Origin of the sequence: Sphingomonas sp., from assembly GCF_039595165.1 — a bacterium.
GTDB lineage: Bacteria > Pseudomonadota > Alphaproteobacteria > Sphingomonadales > Sphingomonadaceae > Sphingomonas.
Map to the genome: position 1 here is coordinate 1 of NZ_JBCNMA010000054.1, position 20632 is coordinate 20632.

At 68.4% G+C, this 20632-nt stretch carries 21 protein-coding genes, 1 tRNA gene and 1 pseudogene; 15 read left to right on the forward strand and 8 right to left on the reverse strand.

Annotation, left to right across the window (positions count from 1 at the left end):
• From ABDV68_RS10850 to ABDV68_RS10880, 7 genes and pseudogenes are all read left to right on the forward strand, one after another.
• Positions 1-540, forward strand: a pseudogene (locus ABDV68_RS10850) (VirB4 family type IV secretion/conjugal transfer ATPase); the annotation flags it as partial.
• A complete protein-coding gene (locus ABDV68_RS10855) occupies positions 537-1727 on the forward strand; it encodes a type IV secretion system protein (protein ID WP_343519941.1) in 1191 nt (396 codons plus the stop codon). The pseudogene ABDV68_RS10850 and the gene ABDV68_RS10855, both read left to right, overlap by 4 nt.
• Positions 1724-2509 (forward strand): VirB8/TrbF family protein, encoded by a 786-nt coding sequence (locus tag ABDV68_RS10860; protein ID WP_343519943.1) that lies wholly within the window; start codon positions 1724-1726, stop codon positions 2507-2509. Before ABDV68_RS10855 ends, ABDV68_RS10860 begins: the two co-directional genes overlap by 4 nt.
• Positions 2506-3210, forward strand: coding sequence for a TrbG/VirB9 family P-type conjugative transfer protein (locus ABDV68_RS10865; protein ID WP_343519944.1), 705 nt, complete (start codon positions 2506-2508; stop codon positions 3208-3210). Before ABDV68_RS10860 ends, ABDV68_RS10865 begins: the two co-directional genes overlap by 4 nt.
• 80 nt (positions 3211-3290) lie before the next feature.
• Positions 3291-4307 carry a TrbI/VirB10 family protein gene (locus ABDV68_RS10870; RefSeq protein ID WP_343519945.1) on the forward strand — a complete coding sequence of 339 codons (1017 nt, stop codon included), beginning with the start codon at positions 3291-3293 and terminating at the stop codon, positions 4305-4307.
• A gap of 8 nt (positions 4308-4315) precedes the next feature.
• Positions 4316-5308, forward strand: a complete 993-nt coding sequence (gene virB11, locus ABDV68_RS10875) for a P-type DNA transfer ATPase VirB11 (protein WP_343519946.1) — start codon at positions 4316-4318, stop codon at positions 5306-5308.
• A gap of 1 nt (position 5309) precedes the next feature.
• A complete protein-coding gene (locus tag ABDV68_RS10880; protein ID WP_343519947.1) occupies positions 5310-5672 on the forward strand; it encodes a TrbC/VirB2 family protein in 363 nt (120 codons plus the stop codon).
• 11 nt (positions 5673-5683) lie between these two features.
• On the opposite strand, the gene ABDV68_RS10885 is transcribed toward ABDV68_RS10880, so the two are convergent.
• Both ABDV68_RS10885 and ABDV68_RS10890 read right to left on the reverse strand, forming a co-directional pair.
• Positions 5684-5989 carry a hypothetical protein gene (locus tag ABDV68_RS10885; protein WP_343519949.1) on the reverse strand — a complete coding sequence of 102 codons (306 nt, stop codon included), beginning with the start codon at positions 5987-5989 and terminating at the stop codon, positions 5684-5686.
• 91 nt (positions 5990-6080) lie between these two features.
• A tRNA-Ser gene (locus ABDV68_RS10890) sits at positions 6081-6170 on the reverse strand.
• 132 nt (positions 6171-6302) lie between these two features.
• Here ABDV68_RS10890 and hspQ point away from each other — a divergent pair.
• The 4 genes from hspQ (at position 6303) to ABDV68_RS10910 (ending at position 8298) form a co-directional block, all read left to right on the forward strand.
• Positions 6303-6683, forward strand: coding sequence for a heat shock protein HspQ (hspQ, locus tag ABDV68_RS10895; RefSeq protein ID WP_343519950.1), 381 nt, complete (start codon positions 6303-6305; stop codon positions 6681-6683).
• Positions 6684-6912: 229 nt separating this feature from the next.
• Positions 6913-7287, forward strand: a complete 375-nt coding sequence (rplU, locus tag ABDV68_RS10900; RefSeq protein ID WP_343519951.1) for a 50S ribosomal protein L21 — start codon at positions 6913-6915, stop codon at positions 7285-7287.
• A gap of 15 nt (positions 7288-7302) precedes the next feature.
• Positions 7303-7572, forward strand: coding sequence for a 50S ribosomal protein L27 (rpmA, locus tag ABDV68_RS10905; RefSeq protein WP_343519952.1), 270 nt, complete (start codon positions 7303-7305; stop codon positions 7570-7572).
• Positions 7573-7743: 171 nt separating this feature from the next.
• On the forward strand, positions 7744-8298 hold the full coding sequence (locus ABDV68_RS10910; RefSeq protein ID WP_343519953.1) for a GNAT family N-acetyltransferase: 555 nt from the start codon (positions 7744-7746) through the stop codon (positions 8296-8298).
• Positions 8299-8308: 10 nt separating this feature from the next.
• Here ABDV68_RS10910 and ABDV68_RS10915 read toward each other — a convergent pair whose 3' ends face one another.
• From ABDV68_RS10915 to ABDV68_RS10940, 6 genes are all read right to left on the reverse strand, one after another.
• Positions 8309-8848, reverse strand: coding sequence for a thermonuclease family protein (locus tag ABDV68_RS10915; protein WP_343519954.1), 540 nt, complete (start codon positions 8846-8848; stop codon positions 8309-8311).
• Between the two features lie 2 nt (positions 8849-8850).
• Positions 8851-10173, reverse strand: a complete 1323-nt coding sequence (locus ABDV68_RS10920; RefSeq protein ID WP_343519955.1) for an MFS transporter — start codon at positions 10171-10173, stop codon at positions 8851-8853.
• 103 nt (positions 10174-10276) lie between these two features.
• Positions 10277-11743: a TolC family protein gene (locus ABDV68_RS10925; RefSeq protein WP_343519956.1), complete on the reverse strand. Its 1467-nt coding sequence runs from the start codon at positions 11741-11743 to the stop codon at positions 10277-10279.
• Entirely contained in the window at positions 11740-14937 is a 3198-nt protein-coding gene (locus ABDV68_RS10930; protein ID WP_343519957.1) for a multidrug efflux RND transporter permease subunit, read from the reverse strand. Before ABDV68_RS10930 ends, ABDV68_RS10925 begins: the two co-directional genes overlap by 4 nt.
• A gap of 13 nt (positions 14938-14950) precedes the next feature.
• Entirely contained in the window at positions 14951-16135 is a 1185-nt protein-coding gene (locus ABDV68_RS10935) for an efflux RND transporter periplasmic adaptor subunit (RefSeq protein ID WP_343519958.1), read from the reverse strand.
• Between the two features lie 110 nt (positions 16136-16245).
• The gene (locus ABDV68_RS10940; RefSeq protein WP_343519959.1) at positions 16246-17106 is read right to left on the reverse strand and encodes a metal-dependent hydrolase; all 861 of its coding nucleotides are present in this window, start codon (positions 17104-17106) and stop codon (positions 16246-16248) included.
• A gap of 49 nt (positions 17107-17155) precedes the next feature.
• On the opposite strand from ABDV68_RS10940, the gene ABDV68_RS10945 reads away from it, so the two are divergent.
• From ABDV68_RS10945 to ABDV68_RS10960, 4 genes are all read left to right on the forward strand, one after another.
• Complete coding sequence (locus ABDV68_RS10945) at positions 17156-17779, forward strand: helix-turn-helix domain-containing protein (protein ID WP_343519960.1); 624 nt, start codon at positions 17156-17158, stop codon at positions 17777-17779.
• Between the two features lie 3 nt (positions 17780-17782).
• Positions 17783-19033, forward strand: coding sequence for an alpha/beta hydrolase (locus ABDV68_RS10950; protein WP_343519961.1), 1251 nt, complete (start codon positions 17783-17785; stop codon positions 19031-19033).
• Positions 19034-19039: 6 nt separating this feature from the next.
• Positions 19040-20089 carry a GTPase ObgE gene (obgE, locus tag ABDV68_RS10955; protein ID WP_343519962.1) on the forward strand — a complete coding sequence of 350 codons (1050 nt, stop codon included), beginning with the start codon at positions 19040-19042 and terminating at the stop codon, positions 20087-20089.
• A gap of 52 nt (positions 20090-20141) precedes the next feature.
• A partial coding sequence (locus ABDV68_RS10960) for a MipA/OmpV family protein (RefSeq protein ID WP_343519963.1) occupies positions 20142-20632 on the forward strand: 491 nt, incomplete at its 3' end.

Below are 20632 nucleotides of genomic sequence, written 5' to 3' on the forward strand. Positions count from 1 at the left end.
CGGTCATGCTGCGCCGCACCAGCGGGTCGGACCCTGTTCCATCGCGTCGAGGAACGGCTTGACGGCTCCCCCTCGATCATCGTGGTCGACGAGGGCTGGAAGGCGCTCGACGACGAGGTGTTCGTGCGGCGTATCAAGGATTGGGAAAAGACGATCCGCAAGCGCAACGGCATCGTCGGCTTCGCCACGCAGAGCGCGCAGGACGCGCTCGAGAGCCGCATCGCCAGCGCGATCATCGAGCAGGCCGCGACCCAGATCTTCATGGCCAATCCCAAGGCGCGGGCGGCGGACTATATCGACGGCTTCGGACTCAGCGAGCACGAGTTCGAGCTGGTGCGCAACCTGCCGGACAGCGCGCACTGCTTCCTGATCAAGCACGGCAATCACAGCGTCGTCGCACGGCTCAACCTGACCGGCGAGCGCGATCTGCTGACGATCCTGTCGGGCCGCGAGCGCACCGTGCGGCTGCTCGACGAAATCCGCAGCACCAGCGGCGACGACCCGGCCGACTGGATGCCCAAGCTGCTGGAGCTCGCATGAGTTGCCCCGCGCTTCCGGTCGATGGCGGCTATCTCAGCGCGATCCTCGCGTTCGTCGATTGCCAGGCGCAGCTGCTGGGCGCGAGCGGCTATCAAGCGCTGGCGGCGCCGGGCTCTACTTTCTCGCTGATCCTCACTGCCCTCATCACGATCTTCGTGGCGCTGTTCGGCTATCGCATGATGCTGGGGCAGGTGCCGAGCGTGCGCGAGGGGGTGCTGGCCTTCGTCAAGATCGGCGTCGTGCTGGTGCTGGCGACGAGCTGGCCGCCCTATCAGACACTCGTCTACGACACCGTATTCAAGGGCCCCGCGGAGCTGACCGCTTCGATCGGCGGCGCGAGCGGCCTGCCCGGCGCGCAGGGCGGCATGGTCGCTCGGCTCGAGGCGACCGACCGGATACTCGCATCGCTGGCATCGGACGGGGCCGGCTATCCGCAGACCCCGGAGCAGGCGGCGCAACGGACTCCGCCGGTCCTGCCGGGATTCGACGCGCTCGCGCTTTCCCGGATCTTCTATCTCGGCGGCGTCGTGGGCGCCTTCGCATCGGTGCGGATCATCGCCGGACTCCTGCTCGCGCTGGCGCCGTTCTTCTTCGCCTTCCTGCTGTTCGGCGCGACGCGCGGCTTGTTCGAGGGGTGGCTGCGCGCCTTGCTCGGTGCCGCGCTCGGCGCGCTCGGCGTGTCGATCGTGCTCGGGATCGAGCTCGCGTTGCTCGAATCCTGGCTGGCGCGGATTCTCGCGATCCGCGCGGCGAACGTATCGGTACCGAACGCGCCGGTCGAACTGCTCGTGACCACGGGGATCTTCGCGCTGGTATTGGCGGCGATGCTCTGGGCGCTCGCCCGGCTCGCCATGGGCTTCCGCTTTCCGGAGGTCTGGCAATGGGCCACGAATGCGCTCGCGCCGCGATCCGCGGGCGCGACGGCGGAGCCGCGTTCGCCCGGCGCTGAAGCGAGCGAGCCTGCGGTGGCGCGCTCCCGCGCCATCGCGATCGCAGATGCCGTCGCGGCTAGCCAGCGGCGCGAAGCCGACGGCCCGGGCAACGCCGCCCAGGCTGCGATGCGGGTACCGGTCCAGGCCGTCTCGCGTGAGAGCGCTGCAGCCGCCGCAGCACCGTTGGGGCAGACGTTCCGGCGACGCACCATCAACCGCGTGTCGGCGAGCGCCGGCCGGAGAGATCAGCAATGAAGTCCGATCACCCCAAAGCGCGCGAAAGCTATTTCCGCGAAGCCTCGAGCTGGGCGCATGATCAGGCGGAGTCGCTGCGCGCGTCGCGGCGGGTGGCCTGGATCGTCGCCGCGGTCGCGGCGGTGATCGCGGTGTGCGAGGCGATCGCGCTGATCTTCCTGACCCCGCTCAAGACGGTCGAGCCCTATACGCTGATGGTCGACAAGCACACCGGCTTCGTACAGGCGCTCAAGCCGCTCGAAGCCCCGAAAATCGCCGGCGACACCGCGCTCACCCAATCCTTCCTGGTGCAATATGTGATCGCCAGAGAAAGCTTCGAAATCAATACATTGCAGGCCAACTACCGCAAGGTGGCGCTGTGGTCCGCGGACAGCGCGCGCAGCCGTTACATCGCGGCGATGCAGCCGAGCTTTCCGGACAGTCCGCTCAACCGCTATCCGCGCTCGACCGTGATCGAGACCCAGGTGAAGAGCGTGTCGCCGCTGGGGCCGGAGGCGGCGATGGTCCGCTTCGACACGCGCCGCATCGACCAGCAAGGCGGGCAGGCACAGTTGCTCGGCTCGTGGGTGGCGGTGATCCGTTACCGCTTCTCGGGCGAGCCGATGCGAGTCGAGGATCGCTACGTCAATCCGCTCGGTTTCCAGGTCATCCGCTACCGCCGCGACGCCGAGGCGTTGCCGCCGGAGCCGACGCCCGCGCCGCCGCCCGCTCCGCCGCCCTCGGCATTGCCGTCGCAGCTCCCGGCAACCGCCACCGTCATACCCCAGGGAGCCCGGCCATGAAGCTCGGCGCTTGGGCGGCGTATCTCGCACTGACGATCGCGGCACCGGCGCTCGGGCAATATCGCCCGCAGCCTTCGGAGGGCGATCCGCGCCTTCAGATCGTCGAATATCGCAACAATCAGGTGGTGACGCTCGAGGTGGCGCCGGGCTACCAGCTCAGCCTCGAATTCGCCGCCGACGAGCGGATCGAGAGCGTCGGGCTGGGCGACAGCGCGGCATGGATGGTGACTCCGACCAAGCGCGGCGACCATCTCTTCATCAAGCCGGTCCAAGGCGGAGTTTCGACCAACATGACGGTCGTGACCGACATCCGGACCTATGCCTTCGACCTCCACCCGCTGCCCGGTCCCTCCCCGACGATGGCCTACACCGTGCGCTTCGCGTACCCCGCCGCGCCGGAAGCGCGCACCGAGGCAACGGCCACCGCCTCGCCGCTCGAGACGCGCTATCGCGTGAGCGGGGACCGCAAGCTGCGCCCATCGGGAATCAGTGACGACGGCGTCAGGACCTATATCGAGTGGCCCGCAAATGCCGCGATGCCCGCCGTCTACGCGATCAACGACCAGGGCCGCGAGACGCTGGCGAACGGCGTCGTCCAGGACGGGCTCTACGTCATCGACGGCGTGGCCAGAGAGCTCGTCTTCCGGATCGACAAGCAGCGTGCCAAGGCGGTCCGGATCCAGCGGAAGGTCAAGCGATGAGCGCCTCCGAGCAACCCGCCGCCCCCACCGAACCCAGGGACATCCGGCCGCACGTCGGTTCGACGGCCCGCCCGCTTCCCATGTGGGTCTTCGTCGCCGCGGCCGGCATCGCCGCGGTGATCCTGTTCGCCATTCTGGAGACGCGGCGGCAGTCGCTCTCCACGCCCGCGGTGACTGCGCGAAGCGCTGACGCCGGCACCTTCGCGCCGCCACCCGCGCTCGTCATCCCGCCGGCCTATACGCCGCCGCCCCTGCCTGCGCCGCAGCCCGTGCGAGCGGTGCCGGCGACCCTTCCGCCGCCGCCGACAGCGCCGGTGCGCGCGGCGCCGCCGCCCGAGCCGCAGATCGTCTATGCGCCGGCCCCCCAGCCCCAGCCGGCCCCACCGCCCGAGCCGGCGCGCGAATATTCCTCGACCATGCTGGTGATCGACCAGGGCGCCCAAACTCGCCGCGAGGCCGCTGACCGCAACGAGGGCAGCGACGGCCCCGCCGCGAGGGGACAGGCCGCGCTCGCACGCGACACGAGCCGCGCCCGCGCCGGCGCGCTCGCCAATCGTTCGACGACGATCGTGCAGGGGACGCTGATCCAGGCGGTGCTCGAATCGGGCCTCGATTCGACCCGGGCCGGCTTCGCACGCGCGATCGTCTCGCGCGACGTGCGCGGCTTCGACAATTCGCGCGTGCTGATCCCGCGTGGCAGCCGCTTGATCGGCGAATATGGCGCCGAGAATTCCGCCGGGCAGAAGCGCGCGCTGGTCAACTGGACGCGGCTGATCCGCCCGGACGGAGTCACGATCGCGATCGGATCGCCGGTCGCCGACACTGTAGGCCGGACCGGCGTCCGTGCGCGCGTCAACTCACATTTCTTCGAGCGGTTCGGCGGCGCGATCCTCCAGTCGATCCTCGATATCGGCGTCAACATCGCGTCGAAGGAAGCGGGCGCGCCGACGATCTACGCCTTTCCCGGCTCCTCGGTGACCGGGCAGGCTATCCAGCCGCAGCAGATCACCCCGACGCTCACCGTCAAGCCGGGCACCAGCGTCAGCGTTTTCGTCGCACGCGACCTCGATTTCACCGGAGCCGGCACCACGCGATGAGCAGGCCAGTGCGTAGGCAAGTCTATCTGCACGCCTATCTGCGGCCGTTCGCCCACCTCCTCGCGCGCCCGGACGTGACCGACGTCTATGTCAACCAGCCGCACGAGATGTGGGCCGAGAGCACCGGCGGCACGATCGAGCGGTTCGAGAGCCCCGAGCTCGACGAAGCGACGCTCGAGCGGCTCGCGCGGCAGATCGCGGCGCTCGCGCACCAGGGGATCAGCCGCGAGCACCCGCTCCTCTCGGCGACCTTGCCCGACGGCGCGCGCGTGCAGGTCGTCGGGCCGCCGGCGACGCGCGGCGGCATCGCACTCGCGATCCGCAAGCATGTGTCGCCCAACCTGCGGCTGGCGGACTATGTCGAGCGCGGCGCCTTCGCCACGACGCGGACCGGCGCCACCGGCGCATCGGACGCCGAGAAGGGGATCGATCACGCGCTTGCCGCGGGCGACATCGCAGACGCCCTCGCGACCGCCGTGCGGGCGCGCAAGAACATCCTCGTCGCGGGCGGAACCTCGACCGGCAAGACAACCTTCCTCAACGCGCTGATGGCCGAGATCCCGGCAGACGAGCGGCTGCTCTTCATCGAGGACACGCCCGAGCTGCAGATCCAGCACGCCAACGCGGTCGGCTTGCTCGCGGCGCGCAGCGAGCTCGGCGAGGCGCGCGTGACCGCCAACGATCTCGTCGCCGCCGCGTTGCGCATGCGGCCTGATCGCATCATCCTTGGCGAGCTGCGCGGCGACGAGGCGCTCGCCTTCCTGCGCGCGGTCAATACCGGGCATCCGGGCTCGATGACCACCGTCCATGCCGACAGCCCGATGGGCGCGATCGAGCAGATCACCTTGCTCGCGCTGCAGGGCGGGACTCAGCTCAGCCGCGCCGACGTGCATCACTATGTTCGCTCGACCATCGATCTCTATGTGCAGCTCGGTCGCGCGGGCGGGCGGCGCTATGTGGCGCAGGTCGTCACCGGCAAGATGCTCGGCGCGGGGAGCTGACATGGCCGATGCGCTCTCGGGCCCCGCTGGCACCAGCCTGCTGGTCGATGCGGCCCATTGGGTTCAGGGAACGCTGCTGGGGACGCTGGCGACGACGCTCGCGGTGATCGCGGTCGCGTGGATCGGGTTCGGCATGCTGAACGGCCGCATCAACTTGCAGCGGGGTGCGATCGTGATCCTGGGCTGCTTCATCGTCTTCGGGGCGCCGGTCATTGCGGCAGGGCTGATGCGGGCCGGCGAGGCGGGCAGCGGCGGAGGCGTCGCGGTTGCCCCGCCCCCAGCGCCGCCGCCACCATCGGCCCCCGCGCCGAAACCGAGTCCGGCGTACGACCCCTATGCCGGCGCATCCGTGCCGGTTCGGTAGTAACGTCGCTCTTAGTCCGAGATCGCGATCCGGAACGGACTGACCGGCAAACCCCTCTGCGCATAGAGGTTGAGCGGCGGTGAGCCCTGCCATGCGTAGCGGATCTCGGTGGCCGGTCGGCCGTCGTCCAGGACCAGCAGCTTCATCCAATCCTCGATTGTCGATTCGCCCCATGACGCCTGGATCAGGCCGACCGGTACCTTGACCCCGCCCGCCACGATCTGGCGTGCCATGTGCCAGCAGGCGGCGCAGAAGCCGCCGAGATTGTCGGGCGCTGCGCGCGACCAGGGGATCTCCGGCACGACGTGGGGTGCCATGACTCAGCCGTAACGAACCTGCAGGATCGGGGCCGGATGGCAAGCCGAATCGGAGGTACGCGCGATGCGCATCTGGCGCGCAACCGGATAGTGGCGGAGAGGGTGGGATTCGAACCCACGTTACGGTTCCCCGTAAACCGCATTTCGAGTGCGGCGCGATCGACCACTCTGCCACCTCTCCGCGAGGGGATCCGGGCGCGTCATATGCCGGTCCGGTCAGTCGAGCGGGCGCCTCTAGACCAAAGAATCGCATGGCACAAGCGCTCATCCCGCGCGTTCTTGTGCAACGTGCAGGCGTCACTAGATTGAGAACATGAATCGCGATTCCGTCCCCTTCGACCTGTCCACGTCCGGCGTCCCGGTGCCGCCGGTCGCGCATGCCCGCTTCAACGTCGGCGACGTGGTGCGGCACCGGTTGTTCGATTTCCGCGGCGTGATCTTCGACGTCGACCCGGTCTTCGCCAACACCGACGAGTGGTACGAGGCGATCCCCGAGGACGTGCGCCCCCGCAAGGACCAGCCCTTCTACCATCTGCTCGCCGAGAATGCAGAGTCGAGCTACGTCGCCTATGTCAGCCAGCAGAACCTGGTCAGCGACGACAGCGACGAGCCGGTCAATCACCCGGCGATCGGCGGCCTGTTCGAACGCTACAGCGGCGGCCGCTACCAGCTCAAGCGCGAGCACCGGCACTGATTGCTTGATGCGCCTCACGACGCGTGGCGGCACCAGACCGCTCCCCACCCGGCCACCCACGCCAGCATATCTTGATGGGTGGCCGGGTGGGGGGAGCGGTCTGGTGCCGCATTCCGGGCGAAAAGCCCGGCATAAAGGTTGACTTGGAGCGTCGATTCGCATAACCGCGCCGTTCCTCCCGCCGGGCTTGCCCCGCGCGGGCACAAGCATTTGGAATTGAGAAAGAGCCATGTTCGCTATCGTGCGCACGGGCGGCAAGCAGTATCGCGTCGCCGCCGGAGACAAGATCGTCGTCGAGAAGCTCGACGGTGAAGCCGGTTCGACCATCACGCTGGGCGACGTCCTGCTCGCCGGCGAGGGTTCGGAGCTGAAGCCCACCGACGGCCTCACCGTCTCGGCCGAGATCGTCGCGCAGGCGAAGGGCGAGAAGGTCATCGTCTTCAAGAAGCGCCGTCGGCACAACTACCGCCGCAAGAACGGCCATCGCCAGAACCACACGATCCTGAAGATCACCGCGATCGGTGCGCAGGAGAAGAAGAAGGCCGCGACCAAGGCCAAGAAGACCGAGGCCGAGGGCGAGACCGCCGCGGCTGCGGAAGCGTAAGAGGAGCACCCAACCATGGCACATAAGAAGGCAGGCGGCTCTTCGCGTAACGGCCGCGATTCGGAAGCAAAGCGCCTCGGCGTGAAGAAGTTCGGCGGCCAGCTGGCCATTGCCGGCAACATTCTCGTGCGCCAGCGCGGGACCAAGTTCTATCCGGGCGTCAATGTGGGCATCGGCAAGGACCATACCCTCTTCGCGCTCACCGACGGCCGCGTACGATTCCACGACGGCAAGCTCGGCCGCAAATTCTGCTCGATCGAGATGATTGCGGAAGCAGCCGAATAACATAGGGTAACCAGCCGGGTTGCCCGCCAGGGCGATCCGGGTCTCCGCTTCAGGAGACCGCAAAAGGGAGACGGGTCGCCCCGGTCTCCCTTTTTTCATGCTCCCTCCAACCGAAATCGTCGCAGGACCGTCATCAAACCGGGCCAGTGGCGACATGCGAGGAGAGTGTAGATGTTCGCGAGAACACAACGACTGATGCTGCGGCCCGGCTGGATCGAGGACGCGCCCGAGCTCGCCCATGCGATCGGCCATCACGAGGTGGTCCGCAATCTCGGCCGCGCGCCCTGGCCCTACACGCTCGGCGATGCCGAAGCGTTCCTGGGCGAAGAGCGGAAGCCGAGCGACACCAGCTTCCTGATCTGCGCGCTCGAGGACGGCACCAGCCGCATCGTCGGCGGCGTCGGCTTCGGCCCCTATGACGACGAGCCGTACGAGATGGGTTACTGGATCACGCCCGACGCCTGGGGCCGTGGTTACGCGACCGAGGCGGGCGCGGCGGTCGTCGCGATCGCCCGCACCCTCCGCGTTCCCCGGCTCGCCGCGGGCCATTATGTCGACAACCCCGGCTCGGGACGGGTCTTGCGCAAGCTCGGCTTCCGGCCGACCGGCCGCGTCGTTGCGCGCTACTCGCGCGGGCGCGGCGGCGAGGTGAAGTGCGTCGAGTACGAGCAGCGCCTGTCGGACGAGGGCCGCAGCGACGATCCGTGCGACCGAATGGCGGCCTGAACCCCCCGGTTCAGGCCGCCGGCACCGACGGCGCGCTGCGCGGGTGCGCGGCACGCCATTCGGCCGGGCGCTGGAAGCTACCGCGCCAGATGCCGCGGCGCGCGGCGCGCGCGGCTTGCTGCTCGGCGAGGTGGAGGCCTTCCCGTTCCCCGTCCCCGCTGACCGCCCAGCCCTGCGCGACCAGCACCGCGCCGACATCCGCCACACCCTTGACCGAGCAGGTCGATACCGCCCGACCGAAATTGTCGGTCGCATGAGTCTCGCACACCAGACCGCCCTTGCGCACCAGTGCTTGCAGCGCCTTGCGCGCCTCGATGCCGCACTTCCACTGCTTGCCCTCAGGCGTCGTGCAGGGTTGGTGCAGCTCGACCGCGTCGATCCCTTGCAGCCGTACCGTCCGCTCACCGATGCGCAGGCTGTCGCCGTCGGCCACATGGATCTTCGCGCCCTCGCCGGCGAGTCGCTCGGGCGGGCTGCGCAGCTCGGCGAAGGCGATCAAGATCAGCACGAGCGCCGCCAGCACGGCGAGCTGCCGCAGCCAGCGCCGCACCATCACGCCGCAACCTCTTCCCGTGCATAAGCCCCGGACAGCTGGCGATAGGCGCGCGAGCCGAACGCGACGATCGTCACCAGCACGCCGATCACGCCGGCGATCGTGAAGACCAGCGCCATGCCACGCTCGGGCCCGCGGCCATACCAGTCGCCGATCGCATCGGCCCCCGCCCCGTCGGTCATGAATGGGATGAACACGAACTGCGCGAGCGGCGCGATCAGGAAGGCGGTGAGCGGCGACGCCGCCTGCTCGACCGATTGCGCGAAGCCGAACACCCTGCCCTGCCGCTCGAACGGTACCACCTTCTGCAGCGTGGTCTGCTCCGCCGCCTCAGCATAGGGGCCGAGGAACAGCCAGATGAAACAACCGGCGGCGAGCAGCGGGATCGACGACTGGATGGTGAACACCGCCGCCACCGCCCACACCACGAGGTTGACCAGCAGCAATGTGCGCAGCGGGTTCTTGCCGAGCCCGGTGCGCGAGATCAGGAAGCCGCTGAGGATGAAGGCGCAGGAGACGAACGCCCACAGCAGGCCCCATGCCTCGACCTTCATCAGCGACAGGCCATAGGCGTCCATCAGCGCCATGAATACGCCGCCCAACAGGTTGTTGAACGCCGCGAAGAAGATCAGCGCGAACAGCCCGGGCACCGCACCGACGACACGGATCGTGCCCGCAAGGTCGACCCGCTTTGGCTCGTCATGCCCGCCTTCCGTACGCGGCTCGTCGACATGCACGAAGGCGAGGTGAAGCATCGCCAGCGCCGACAGCGCGATCGCGAAGCCCAGGGTCACGACCATCCCGCCCCACGCGACCAGGAAGCCGCTGATCGCCGAGGTGGTGAGGAAGCCGATCCCAGTGACCATGCCGACCAGGCCATTAGCCTTGTCGCGCCGGTCCTCGGGCACGAGCAACGTGACCAGCGTCGGCAATGCGATGTTGCGCAGATTGCCCGCGATCACGCCGAGCATCACCGCGAACAGGAAGAGCCACAGCGGCGCGGCTGCGATCCTGGTCATGCTTCCCGCGGGCGCGAGGAAATAGCCCGCGAACGAGATCGCGTAGAGCAGCAGCGACGCCGCGCTCGACACCATCATCACTCGCTTCTTGCGATGATGATCGACCAGGCTGCCGAACCAGATCGCCAACGCCGCGGTCAGCACCAGGTACAGGCCCGCGATCATGCCCGTCGCGAACACCGACTTGGTCTCGAGGAACACCCAGAAGGTCACCGCGAACCACACGGTGAAGTTGGTGATGCTGGCGATCAGATTGTTGACGAGCAGATGGTGAAAGGGGGTCATGCGGTCCTCGGCAGCCACGATGGCGGTTTCCGCACGCCAGCGCCACCCCAAGACGGAGCCGGACGCCCGCCACCGTCACGCAACACGGCGGGCGCCCGTCTCCTTTGATTCAGGCATCGCCCTAAGGGGTGGTGACCGCCGCCGCCGCTTCGCGTCGCACCGGTGCGGGGGCATCCTCCCAGCCGCCGCCGAGCGCCTTGAACAGCGCCACCTGTGCCTCGGCCAGCGCTGCGTTCGACTGAGCGAGCGAGGCCCGCGCCGCCGCACGCTCGCGCTCGGCATCGATGCGCTGGAGCAGGCTGTCGCGGCCGGCGTCGAAGCGCAGGATCGCGATCCGCGCGGCATTGGTCGCGGCGGTGTCGGCGCGGCGCAACGCGACGTTGCGCACGATCTCGCCCGAATATCGCGCCAGTGCCTGTTCGACCTCGCGCAGCGCGGTGAGCACCGCGCCGTCGAACGCCGCAAGCGAGCCCTCCGCCCCCGCCTCGGCCTGGCGGATCTGCGAACGCGCCGCGGTGACGTTGGGGAAGCTCCAGCTGAGCAGCGGCCCGAGCGAGAAATTGAACGACGAGCCCTTGCCCAGATCGTCCAGGCTCTGCGCGCCGAGCGACACCGATCCGAGCAGCCGAATCGAGGGATAGAGCGAAGCCGTCGCTACCCCGACCCGCGCGGTGTCGGCCGCCAAGCGACGCTCGGCCTCGCGCACGTCGGGCCGCCGCGCGAGCAGCGCCTGGCCGTCGCCGACCGGGATCAGCGCGGAGACGCCGGGGGGCGTCACGCACTGGCTCGCCTGCGTATCGAGTTCGGCCGGCGGCTTGCCGGTCAGCGTCGCCAGCGCATAGAGCGCGGCGCGCCGCTCGGCCTCGAATGCCGGCACCTGCGCGCGCGCATTCTCGGTCAGCACGCGCGCCTGGTCGATGTCGCGCGCGGTGCCGCGCCCGGCCTCGACCAGCCGCTGAGTCAGCTCGAGCGTGCGCGTCTGCAGCCGCACCGTCTCGCGCGCCACCTCGGCCTGCGCCGCGAAGCCGCAGGCGCTGGCATAGGTCCGCGCGGTCTCAGCCGCGATCGCCACGCGCGCGCCGTCAAGCGCTGCCTGCGCCGCCTCGGTGTCGCCGCGTGCGGCCTCGATCGAGCGGCTCACCCGTCCGAACAGGTCGACCTCGTACGAGGCGTCGAAACCGACCTGGAAGCTGTCGAACTCGAACCCGTCCACCCCGGGCGGCAGCTGAACCCCCGGCTGCCCGGCGGCGCCGATCCGCTGCCGCGTATAGCTGGCGTTCACATCGGTCGTGGGCAGCCGCTGGCCGCGCGCCTCCGACAGTATCGCGCGCGCGCGCTTCAAATTGGCCGAGGCCTGGCGGATGTCGGTGTTGTGCGTGAGCGCCTCGACCACCAACCGGTCGAGCACCGGATCCTTGAACAGGTGCCACCATTCGCCCTCGACCTCGCCCGGCGACACCTTGGTGATACCGGGATCGACGAACGCCCCCGCCGCGGCCTGCGGCGTCTCGGGCCGTTCATAGTTGGGCCCGACCGCGCAGCCCGCCAGCAGCGAACCCGCCAGCAACGTGATGACCAGGCGCTTCATTCTGCAGGCTCCAGAGCAGGGGCGTGGGGCGGCTCCTTCGGCTTGCCGCGCATCTTGTTGACCTGGTTACGCGTCCAGTCGCCGAACTGGCGGCTGATCACGTAGAAGGCCGGGGTGAAGATCAGGCCGAAGATAGTCACGCCGATCATGCCGAAGAACACCGCGACGCCCAGCGCCTGGCGAAGCTCCGCCGCCGCCCCGCTCGCGATCACCAGCGGCAGCACGCCGAGGATGAACGCGATCGAGGTCATGATGATCGGGCGCATGCGCTGGTGCGCGGCGTGCTCGGCCGCGGTGCGCATGTCCATGCCCTGCTCCTCGTTCTGGCGTGCGAATTCGACGATCAGGATCGCGTTCTTCGCGGCGAGGCCGATAAGCACCACCAGGCCGATCTGCGTCAGGATGTTATTGTCCATCCGCATCACGTTCACGCCCAGGATCGCCGCCAGCAGACACATCGGCACGATCAGGATCACCGCCAGCGGCAGCACCACGCTCTCGTACAACGCGGCGAGCAGCAGGAAGACGAACACCACCGCCAGCACGAAGGCGATGACGCCGGTGTTACCCGCCTGGCGCTGTTCGAACGCCAGCTCGGTCCATTCGTAACCCATGCCCTCGGGCAGCACCTGCCCGGCGAGCGCCTCCATCGAATCGAGCGCCTGGCCGGTCGAATAGCCGGGCTTGGTGTCACCCATCAGCTCGGCCGCCGGATAGAGGTTGTAACGCACCACGCGATACGGCCCGCTGTCGTTCTTGAGCGTCATCACCGAGCTCATCGGCACCATCTCGCCCGCCGCCGAGCGCGTCTTGAGCACCTGGATGTCAGATGCGTCGTCGCGATAGGGCGCGTCCGCCTGCGCGGTCACGCGATAGGTGCGGCCGAGATAGTTGAAGTCGTTGACGTAGGACGAGCCGAGATACGAGCCGAGCGTCGAGAAGATGTTCGCGACGGGTACGCCCATGCGCTCGGCCCGCTCGCGATCGACATCCGCGGTAAGGCGCGGGGTGCCGGTGTTGAACAGGCTGAACGCGCCGGCGACCGCCTCCTGCTGGTTCGCGCCCATCATCATCGCCATCGACGCCTGGGCCAGCGCATTATAGCCCTGCCCGCTGCGGTCCTGGACCATCATCTTGAACCCGCCGCCGGTGCCGATGCCCGGCACGGGCGGGGGCGCGATGACCAGCACGTTGCCGCCCTCGATCCCCGCGAGCGCGCCATAGAGCGCACCCTGGATCTCGTCGGCGCTCTGGTCGCGCTCGGCGTGCGGCTTGAAGCCGAAGAACACGACGCCGGCATTGGGCGCGGTCGAGAAGCTCGCGCCGTCGAGACCGGCGAAGCCGACCGAGAACTGCATGCCCGGCAGCTTGTTGGCGCGCGCGATCGTCTCGCGCACGACCGCGTCGGTGCGCTGGAGCGACGAGCCCGGCGGCAGCGACACGACGCCGATCAGATAGCCCTGATCCTGCGGCGGGATGAAGCCGCTCGGTGTCGAGGTGAAGCGCCAGCCCGCGACCAGGATCAGCGCGACATAGACCACGCCGACGATCGCCAGCATCCGCACCAGCCGCGAGGTGAGCTTGCCGTATTTCTCTGACAGCCAGCTGAAGCCTTCGTTGAACTTGCGCCCGGCGCGCGTCGGCAGGCCGAGCAGGCCGGCCGGCGCGGGCTTGTCGTGCTCGGGCCGCTTGAGCACCAGCGCGCACAGCGCCGGCGACAGCGTCAGCGAGACGAACGCCGAGATGACCGTCGCCGAGGCGATGGTGATCGCGAACTGCTGGTAGAAGGCACCCGAGATGCCCGGGATGAACATGGTCGGGATGAACACGCCGACCAGCACCGCCGAGATCGCGATGATCGCGCCCGACACCTCGTCCATCGTCTCGTGCGCGGCCTCGCGCGGCGAGATTCCCTTCTCCTCCATCAAGCGCTCGACATTCTCCACCACGACGATCGCGTCGTCGACGACGATGCCGATGGCGAGCACGAGCCCGAACAGCGAGAGGGTGTTGAGCGAGTAACCGAAGGCGAGCAGCACCGCGAAGGCGCCGACCAGCGAGACCGGGATCGCGATGATCGGGATGATCGCCGCGCGCCAGCTCTGCAGGAACACGATGACCACCAGCACCACCAGCACCAGCGCCTCGATCAGCGTGTGCTCGACCGCGGTGATCGATTCCGCGACATATTCGGTGGGGTTGTAGTCGATCGAATAGCGCATTCCCGACGGGAAGTCCTTCGACAGCGTCTCGAGTTCCTTCTTCACCGCCTCCGCGGTGGCCAGCGCGTTGGAGCCGGGCAGCTGGAAGATGCCCATGCCGACCGCGCGCTTGTCGTTGAGATAGCCGTTGAAATTATAGTCCTGCGCGCCGAGCTCGATCCGCGCCACGTCGCGCAGGTGCGTCAGCCGCCCCTCCGCATCGCGCTTGATTACGATCCCGCCGAACTCCTCCGTCGAAGTGAGGCGGCCCTTCGCCTGCACGCCCAGCTCGAACGAGGGGCTCGCCTTGCCGTAGGGCGGCTGGCCGACCGACCCCGCGGCGACCTGCACGTTCTGCCCGCGGATCGCGTTGACCACCTCGTCGACGGTCATGTCGCGCGCGGCGGCGAGGCCCGGATCGATCCAGATGCGCATGTTGTAGTCGCGCCCGCCGAACGCCTGCGCCTGGCCGACGCCCGGAATACGCGCGATGCGATCCTGGACCTGTAGCGTCACATAGTTCGAGATATACTGCACATCGAGGCTGTTGTCGGGCGAGGTGAAGAACGCGACCATCAGGAAGTCGGGCGAGTTCTTGTTCACCGTGATGCCGATGCGCCGCACTTCCTCGGGCAGGCGCGGCTCGGCCTGCGCCACCTTGTTCTGCACAAGCACCTGCGCCTGGTCGACATCGGTGCCCTGGCGGAAGGTGACCGTGATCTGCGTCTGGCCGTTACCGGTCGACGACGACGTCATGTACATCATGTTGTCGACGCCGTTGATCGCCTGCTCGATCGGCGCGGCGACCGTCTCGGCCAGCGTCTCCGCGCTCGCGCCCGGATAGGTGGCGGTGACCACCACCGTCGGCGGCGCGATGCTCGGATACTGAGCGATCGGCAGCGACGGATAGGCGATGGCGCCGACGATCACGATCAGGATCGAGAGCACCGCCGCGAAGATCGGCCGCTCGATGAAGAAATGGGGGAATTTCATCGCTGCGCCCTTCTTAGCGGACGGTTGCCTGGCCCGACGCCGGCTCGGCCGTCGGCGCGGTCGGCGCGGCCTGCTTGGTAGCGTCCGGCTTGATCACGCCCTTCTTGGGCTTGACCGGCGCACCCGGCTGGAGCTGGCCGTGCCCGGTGATGATCACCTTGTCGGTCGGGGCGAGCCCGTCGCGGACGATGCGCAGCCCCTCGACCTTCGCACCGATCTCCACGACGCGCGGCGTCGCCTTGTTATCCTTGCTCAGGACATAGACGAGACGGCGGGTCTGGTCGGTGACGATCGCCTCGTCGGGGATCAGCATCGCGCGATAGGTGCCCGAGCCGAGGAGGCGCGCGCGGCCGAACATGCCCGGCGTCAGGAAGCGCGTCGGGTTGGGCACCAGCGCATAGGCGCGGATCGTGCCCGAGTTCGGGTCGACCGCGCTGTCGAGGAACTGCATGCGGCCGTTCCAGCGATATTCGCTCTCGTCGGCGAGCTGGATCTGCACCGGATTGGCGGTGTTGCGCGAGGAGCCGCGCTCGCCACGCTCATCCTGGCGCAGGTTCTTGAGGTAGAAGCTCTCGGCACCCTCGAACTCGAAGCGGATCGGATCGATCGAGACGATCCGGGTGAGCACCGTCTGGCCGTCGGCGACCGAATCGCCCAGGCTCACCTTGCGATCCGACATGCGGCCGCTGAACGGGGCGCGGACGGTGGTGAAGCTCAAGTTGAGCTGCGCGGCGTTCGCCGAGGCGCGGCCCGCCGCGAGGTCGGCGGCGGCGCTGCGCTCGGCGGCGATGTTGGTCTCGAGCTCCTCCTTGCTCACCGCCTGCGCGCTGGCGAGCGCGCGGCTGCGCGCGGTCACCTGGCGGGCGTTGGTCAGCGCCGCCTGGGCGCGCGCGATCTGCGCCTGCGCCTGGGCGAGCTGTGCCTGGTAGGGGCGCGGATCGATCGTAAAGAGCGGCTGACCCTGGCGCACGTCCTGGCCGTCGCGGAAGTGGATCGCGGTGATGACACCGTTGACGCGAGCACGAATCTCGACGTCCTGCGGGGCGACGAAGCGACCGGTATAATCGTCCCAATCGACGACTTCGCGCTGAAGCGGCGTGGCGACGGTGACCTCGGGCGGCGGCGGCGCTTGCGGGGGCTGCGCGCCTCCGCACGCCGAAAGCAGAGCCAGACCGAGGATGGCGATTGCAGACCGCATTGTTCTTCTACCCCTTTGCTGCGTCGCGGCAATTGGGGGGACGTAGCAGGGGTTTCAACCCCGCAACGAATAATTTCTGAATTTTTCCGTTCAGTAATTCGGGTATGGAGTCAGGCTGCTGCCACCACGGTGGGCATAACCGCCGCTTCATACTCGCTTTCAACCCGTTGAATCAGCGCACGATCATCGTGATTCCAGGGGTGGAAGCCGGGCAGGAAGTAGCTCAGCCACGCCGGGATCATACGGGTGACGAGCCCGGGCGAGACCAGCAGATACCTGGCGAGCGCCGCCCTGGCGCGCCAGCCGGTGAGGCCATCCTGGGCCATCAGGTCGAGCGTACCCTCGATTCGATGCGCCCAGAACGTGCCACTGATCAGCAGCATCGTCAGCGCCTTGATCTTCCACCGCTTCCAACGGCTCAGCTTGCGGGTGGCGTGGAGCCAGGTGTCGTAGGCGACCCCCTTGTGCTCGATCTCCTCGAGCGCGTGCCAGCGCCACAGCTCGCGGCTCTCGGCGTCCGCGCCCTCGAGATGCCTCGGGTTGCGTAGCAGCTCCGCGGCGAGGATCGCGGTGTAGTGCTCGAGCGCCATCGTCGCGGCGAGCTGGACCAGCGCCGGCCGCGCCTTGGCGATCTCGATCACCTGGTCGACCCGCGCCTCGAGCCGGCTGACGTCATAGCCATGATCGAGCACGCGCCTGTTGAACGCGACATGCTCGCGGCTGTGCACCACTTCCTGGATGGTGAACGCCTTGATCTCGCGCGCGAGCTTCTCCCCCACCCCGGCGCGAAACGCCTTGACGCTGTCGATGAAGAAGGCCTCGCCCTTGGGGAAGGTCACCGACAGCGCATTGTAGAAGGCCGTCGCCGCGCGATCGCCGCCTAGCCACAGCCGGTCCTGGCGCTGTCCGCGCCCGAAGCGGCGGTCGCGTGGGTTGATCGTCAGATCGGCGGGAGTCTTTGCGTTCCCCACGGTTTTCCTCCAAGGACTTGGCGTCTACAACTATGCCTTACTTACATTTATGTCAATAGCACATCTACCCGAACGCAGGCGTCTGAGCCCCGAGGAGTCGCGCGACGCCGCGCTCGAAGCGGCACGCACGATCCTGATCGAGGCGGGGCCGCAGGCGGTGACGCTCAAGGCCGTCGCCGCGCGCATCGGCCGCACCCATGCCAACCTGCTCCACCATTTCGGCTCGGCCGCCGGGCTCCAACGCGCGCTGGCGCGCAGCCTGGCCGAGAATGTCTGCAGCCAGATCGTTGGGCTGATCCAGGAGGCCCATGCCAGCGAGGAGGCGCGGACCGAGGCCAAGCCGCGCGAGGTGGTCGATCTCGCCTTCGACGCGTTCGACAAGAGCGGCGCCGGCGCGCTCGCCAGCTGGATGATCCTCTCGGGCAACGAGGATGCGCTCGACCCGATCCTCGAGGTCATTCACCAGCTGGTCGACCAGATCGCCGCGGTCGAGGGCGAGGAAAGCAGCGTCGCGCTGCGGGAAGACACGCTCAGCCTCGTCCTGATGGCGATGGGCGATGCGTTGCTCGGCGAGCCACTCGCCAAATCGCTCGACCTTCCGCGCGGTGCGGCGCGCGAGATCGCGCTGCGTCAGCTCACCGCGTCGCCGCGCTTCCAGAAGATGTGGGGCTGAACCATGTTGCTTACCGCTGCTCTCGCCGCCCAGGCGGCCGCCGTGCCCGTTGCCGCGCCGTGCCAGCCGGGCGCCTATTCGGGTCCCGAGGGCCGCTTCCTCGTCATCATGGAACGTCCCGATACCGCGCAGACCGGCGCGTGGCGCTGGTGGGCCGATGACGGCCGCTTCGGCCTGACCAACGACGGCAGCGTCGCCTGCCGCGGCGACACGCTCGACGTTAAGACCGTGACCTACAACAGGATTCCTGTTCGCCTCACGCCGACCAAGTTCAAGAGCGGCGACTTGACCCTCAACGGCATGCTGATCGAGCCGCCAGCGACCGCCGGCGCCAAGCCGTCGCTGGTCGTCACCGTCCATGGCTCGGAGCGCACGCCCGCGGTCAAATACGCCCAGTACCCCTGGATCCTCGCCGCCCAAGGCATTTCCGCCTTCGTCTACGACAAGCGCGGCACGGGCGAGTCCCAAGGCAGCTACAACCAGAATTTCCACGCGCTCGCCGCCGACGCCGCCGCCGCGTCCAAGGAAGCCAAGCGCCTCGCCGCCGGCCGCTATTCGCGTTTCGGCCTGCTCGGCGGCAGCCAGGGCGGCTGGGTCGCGCCGCGCGGGGCCAACGACGCCGGCGCCGATTTCGTCGCGGTCGGCTTCGGCCTGCTGATCGACCCGCTCGAGGAGGACGCCTCGCAGGTCGCGACCGAGCTGACGGAAGCCGGCTATGGCGCAGACGTGCTCAAGCAGGCGCGTGAGGTCACCGATGCGACCGGCAACCTCATGGCCGAGCATTTCCTCAAGGGCTACGAGCAGCTCGCCGCGGTCAAGGCGCGCCATGGCAAGGCGCCGTGGTTCGCCAGAATCAAGGGCGAGTTCACCGGCGAGATACTCGCGCTCGACGAAGCCACATTGCGCCGCGAGGGCCGCGCCAAGTTCGACAATCTCGAGCTCGACTGGCGCTACGACGCGATGGGCTGGATGCGCAAGGTCAAGGCGCCTCAACTCTGGGTCATCGCCGCCGAGGACCGCGAGGCTCCGCCGCAGACCACCGTCGACCGCCTCCAGACGCTCCGTCGCGAGGGCCAGGAGATCGCCATCGTGCGCTTTCCCGCGACCGACCACGGCATGGTCGAGTTCACGCAGGCCCCAGACGGCGCCCGCACCACCACCCGCGTCACCGACGGCTATTTCCGGCTGCTCGGCGACTGGATCAAGGGACGCACCACGCCGCCCTATGGCCGCGGCGAATTCCTCACTAAGTAGAGTCCGATGCATTTTCTCGACCAGGCCAAGATCTATGTCCGCTCCGGCTGGGGCGGCGGAGGCGCCGTCTCCTTCCGGCGCGAGAAGTTCGTCGAATATGGCGGCCCCGACGGCGGCAATGGCGGCAAGGGCGGCGACATCGTGTTCGAGGCGGTGGCCGGGCTCAACACCCTGATCGATTTCCGCTACACGCAGCATTTCCGCGCCCAGCGCGGTATGGGCGGCATGGGCACCAACAAGACCGGCGCGAGCGGCGAGGATCTCGTCATCCAGCTCCCGGTGGGTACTCAGATCCTCGCCGATGACGACGAGCGCACTCTGCTCGCCGATCTCACGGAGGTCGGCCAGCGCATCGTCTTCCTGCGCGGCGGCGACGGCGGCCGCGGCAATGCCAGCTACAAGACCAGCACCAACCGCGCCCCGCGCCAGCACGGCACCGGCTGGCCCGGGGAGGAAGCCTGGGTATGGCTCCGCCTCAAATTGCTCGCCGATGCCGGGCTGGTCGGCCTGCCGAACGCCGGCAAGTCGACCTTCATCAACGCCGTCACCAACGCCCAGGCCAAGGTCGGCGAATATGCCTTCACCACCACCCGTCCCCAGCTCGGCGTGGTGCGCCACAAGCAGCGCGAGTTCGTCATCGCCGACATCCCCGGCCTGATCGCCGGCGCGGCCGAGGGCGCCGGGATCGGCGACCGCTTCCTCGGCCATATCGAGCGCTGCAAGGTCCTGCTCCACCTCGTCGACGCCAATGACGAGGATGTCGCCACCAGCTACCGCATCGTCCGCGACGAGCTGGAGGCGTATGGCGCCGGCCTCACCGACAAGCAGGTCGTGATCGCGCTCAACAAGATCGACACGCTCGACGACGAGCTGATCGCCGCGCTCTCGGCCGAGCTCGAGGACGCGAGCGGCGCCCCGGTCATCCCGGTCAGCGGCGCGAGCGGCGTCGGCGTCGACTGGGTGCTGGACAAATTGCTCGAGGCGATCGGACCCGAACGTGGCCAGGTCGATGAGGACGATGAGGGCGAGGAACCGGTGGAATGGTCGCCGATCTGAGGGAACGAAAGCGCGACCGGCGGTTTCATCGCTGATTTTCAGGGAGTTGCTCATGTTTGCGTATCGTCTCGCCGCTCCCCTGATGCTGATCCCCCTCGCGCTACCGGCGCACGCCGCCCAGGAAGAGCCCGAGCGCGAGCCGCTGCGTACCCGCGTGACGCTCGGCCCGCAGTTCGTCCCCAGCCATCCCGGCTCCGACAAGGTCTCGTTGCGCCCCTTCGTCGACATCTCGCGCGCCCGCGGCAATGACGAATTCGAGTTCGAGGCCCCGGACGAAAGCTTCGGCTTCCCGGTTCTGCGCACCACCGGCTTCGCGATCGGTCCCGCGCTCGGATTCGAAGGCAAACGCGACGGCGGCGATGTCGGCGCGCCGATTCACAAGGTCGGCTTCGCGTTCGAGGCGGGCGCCTTCGTCCAGACCCAGATCGCCGACAAGCTGCGCCTGCGGGTCGAGGGCCGCAAAGGCCTGTCCGGCCATCGCGGCTGGGTGGGCAGCGTCAGCGCCGATTATGTCATGCGCAATGCCGATGACTGGCTGTTCTC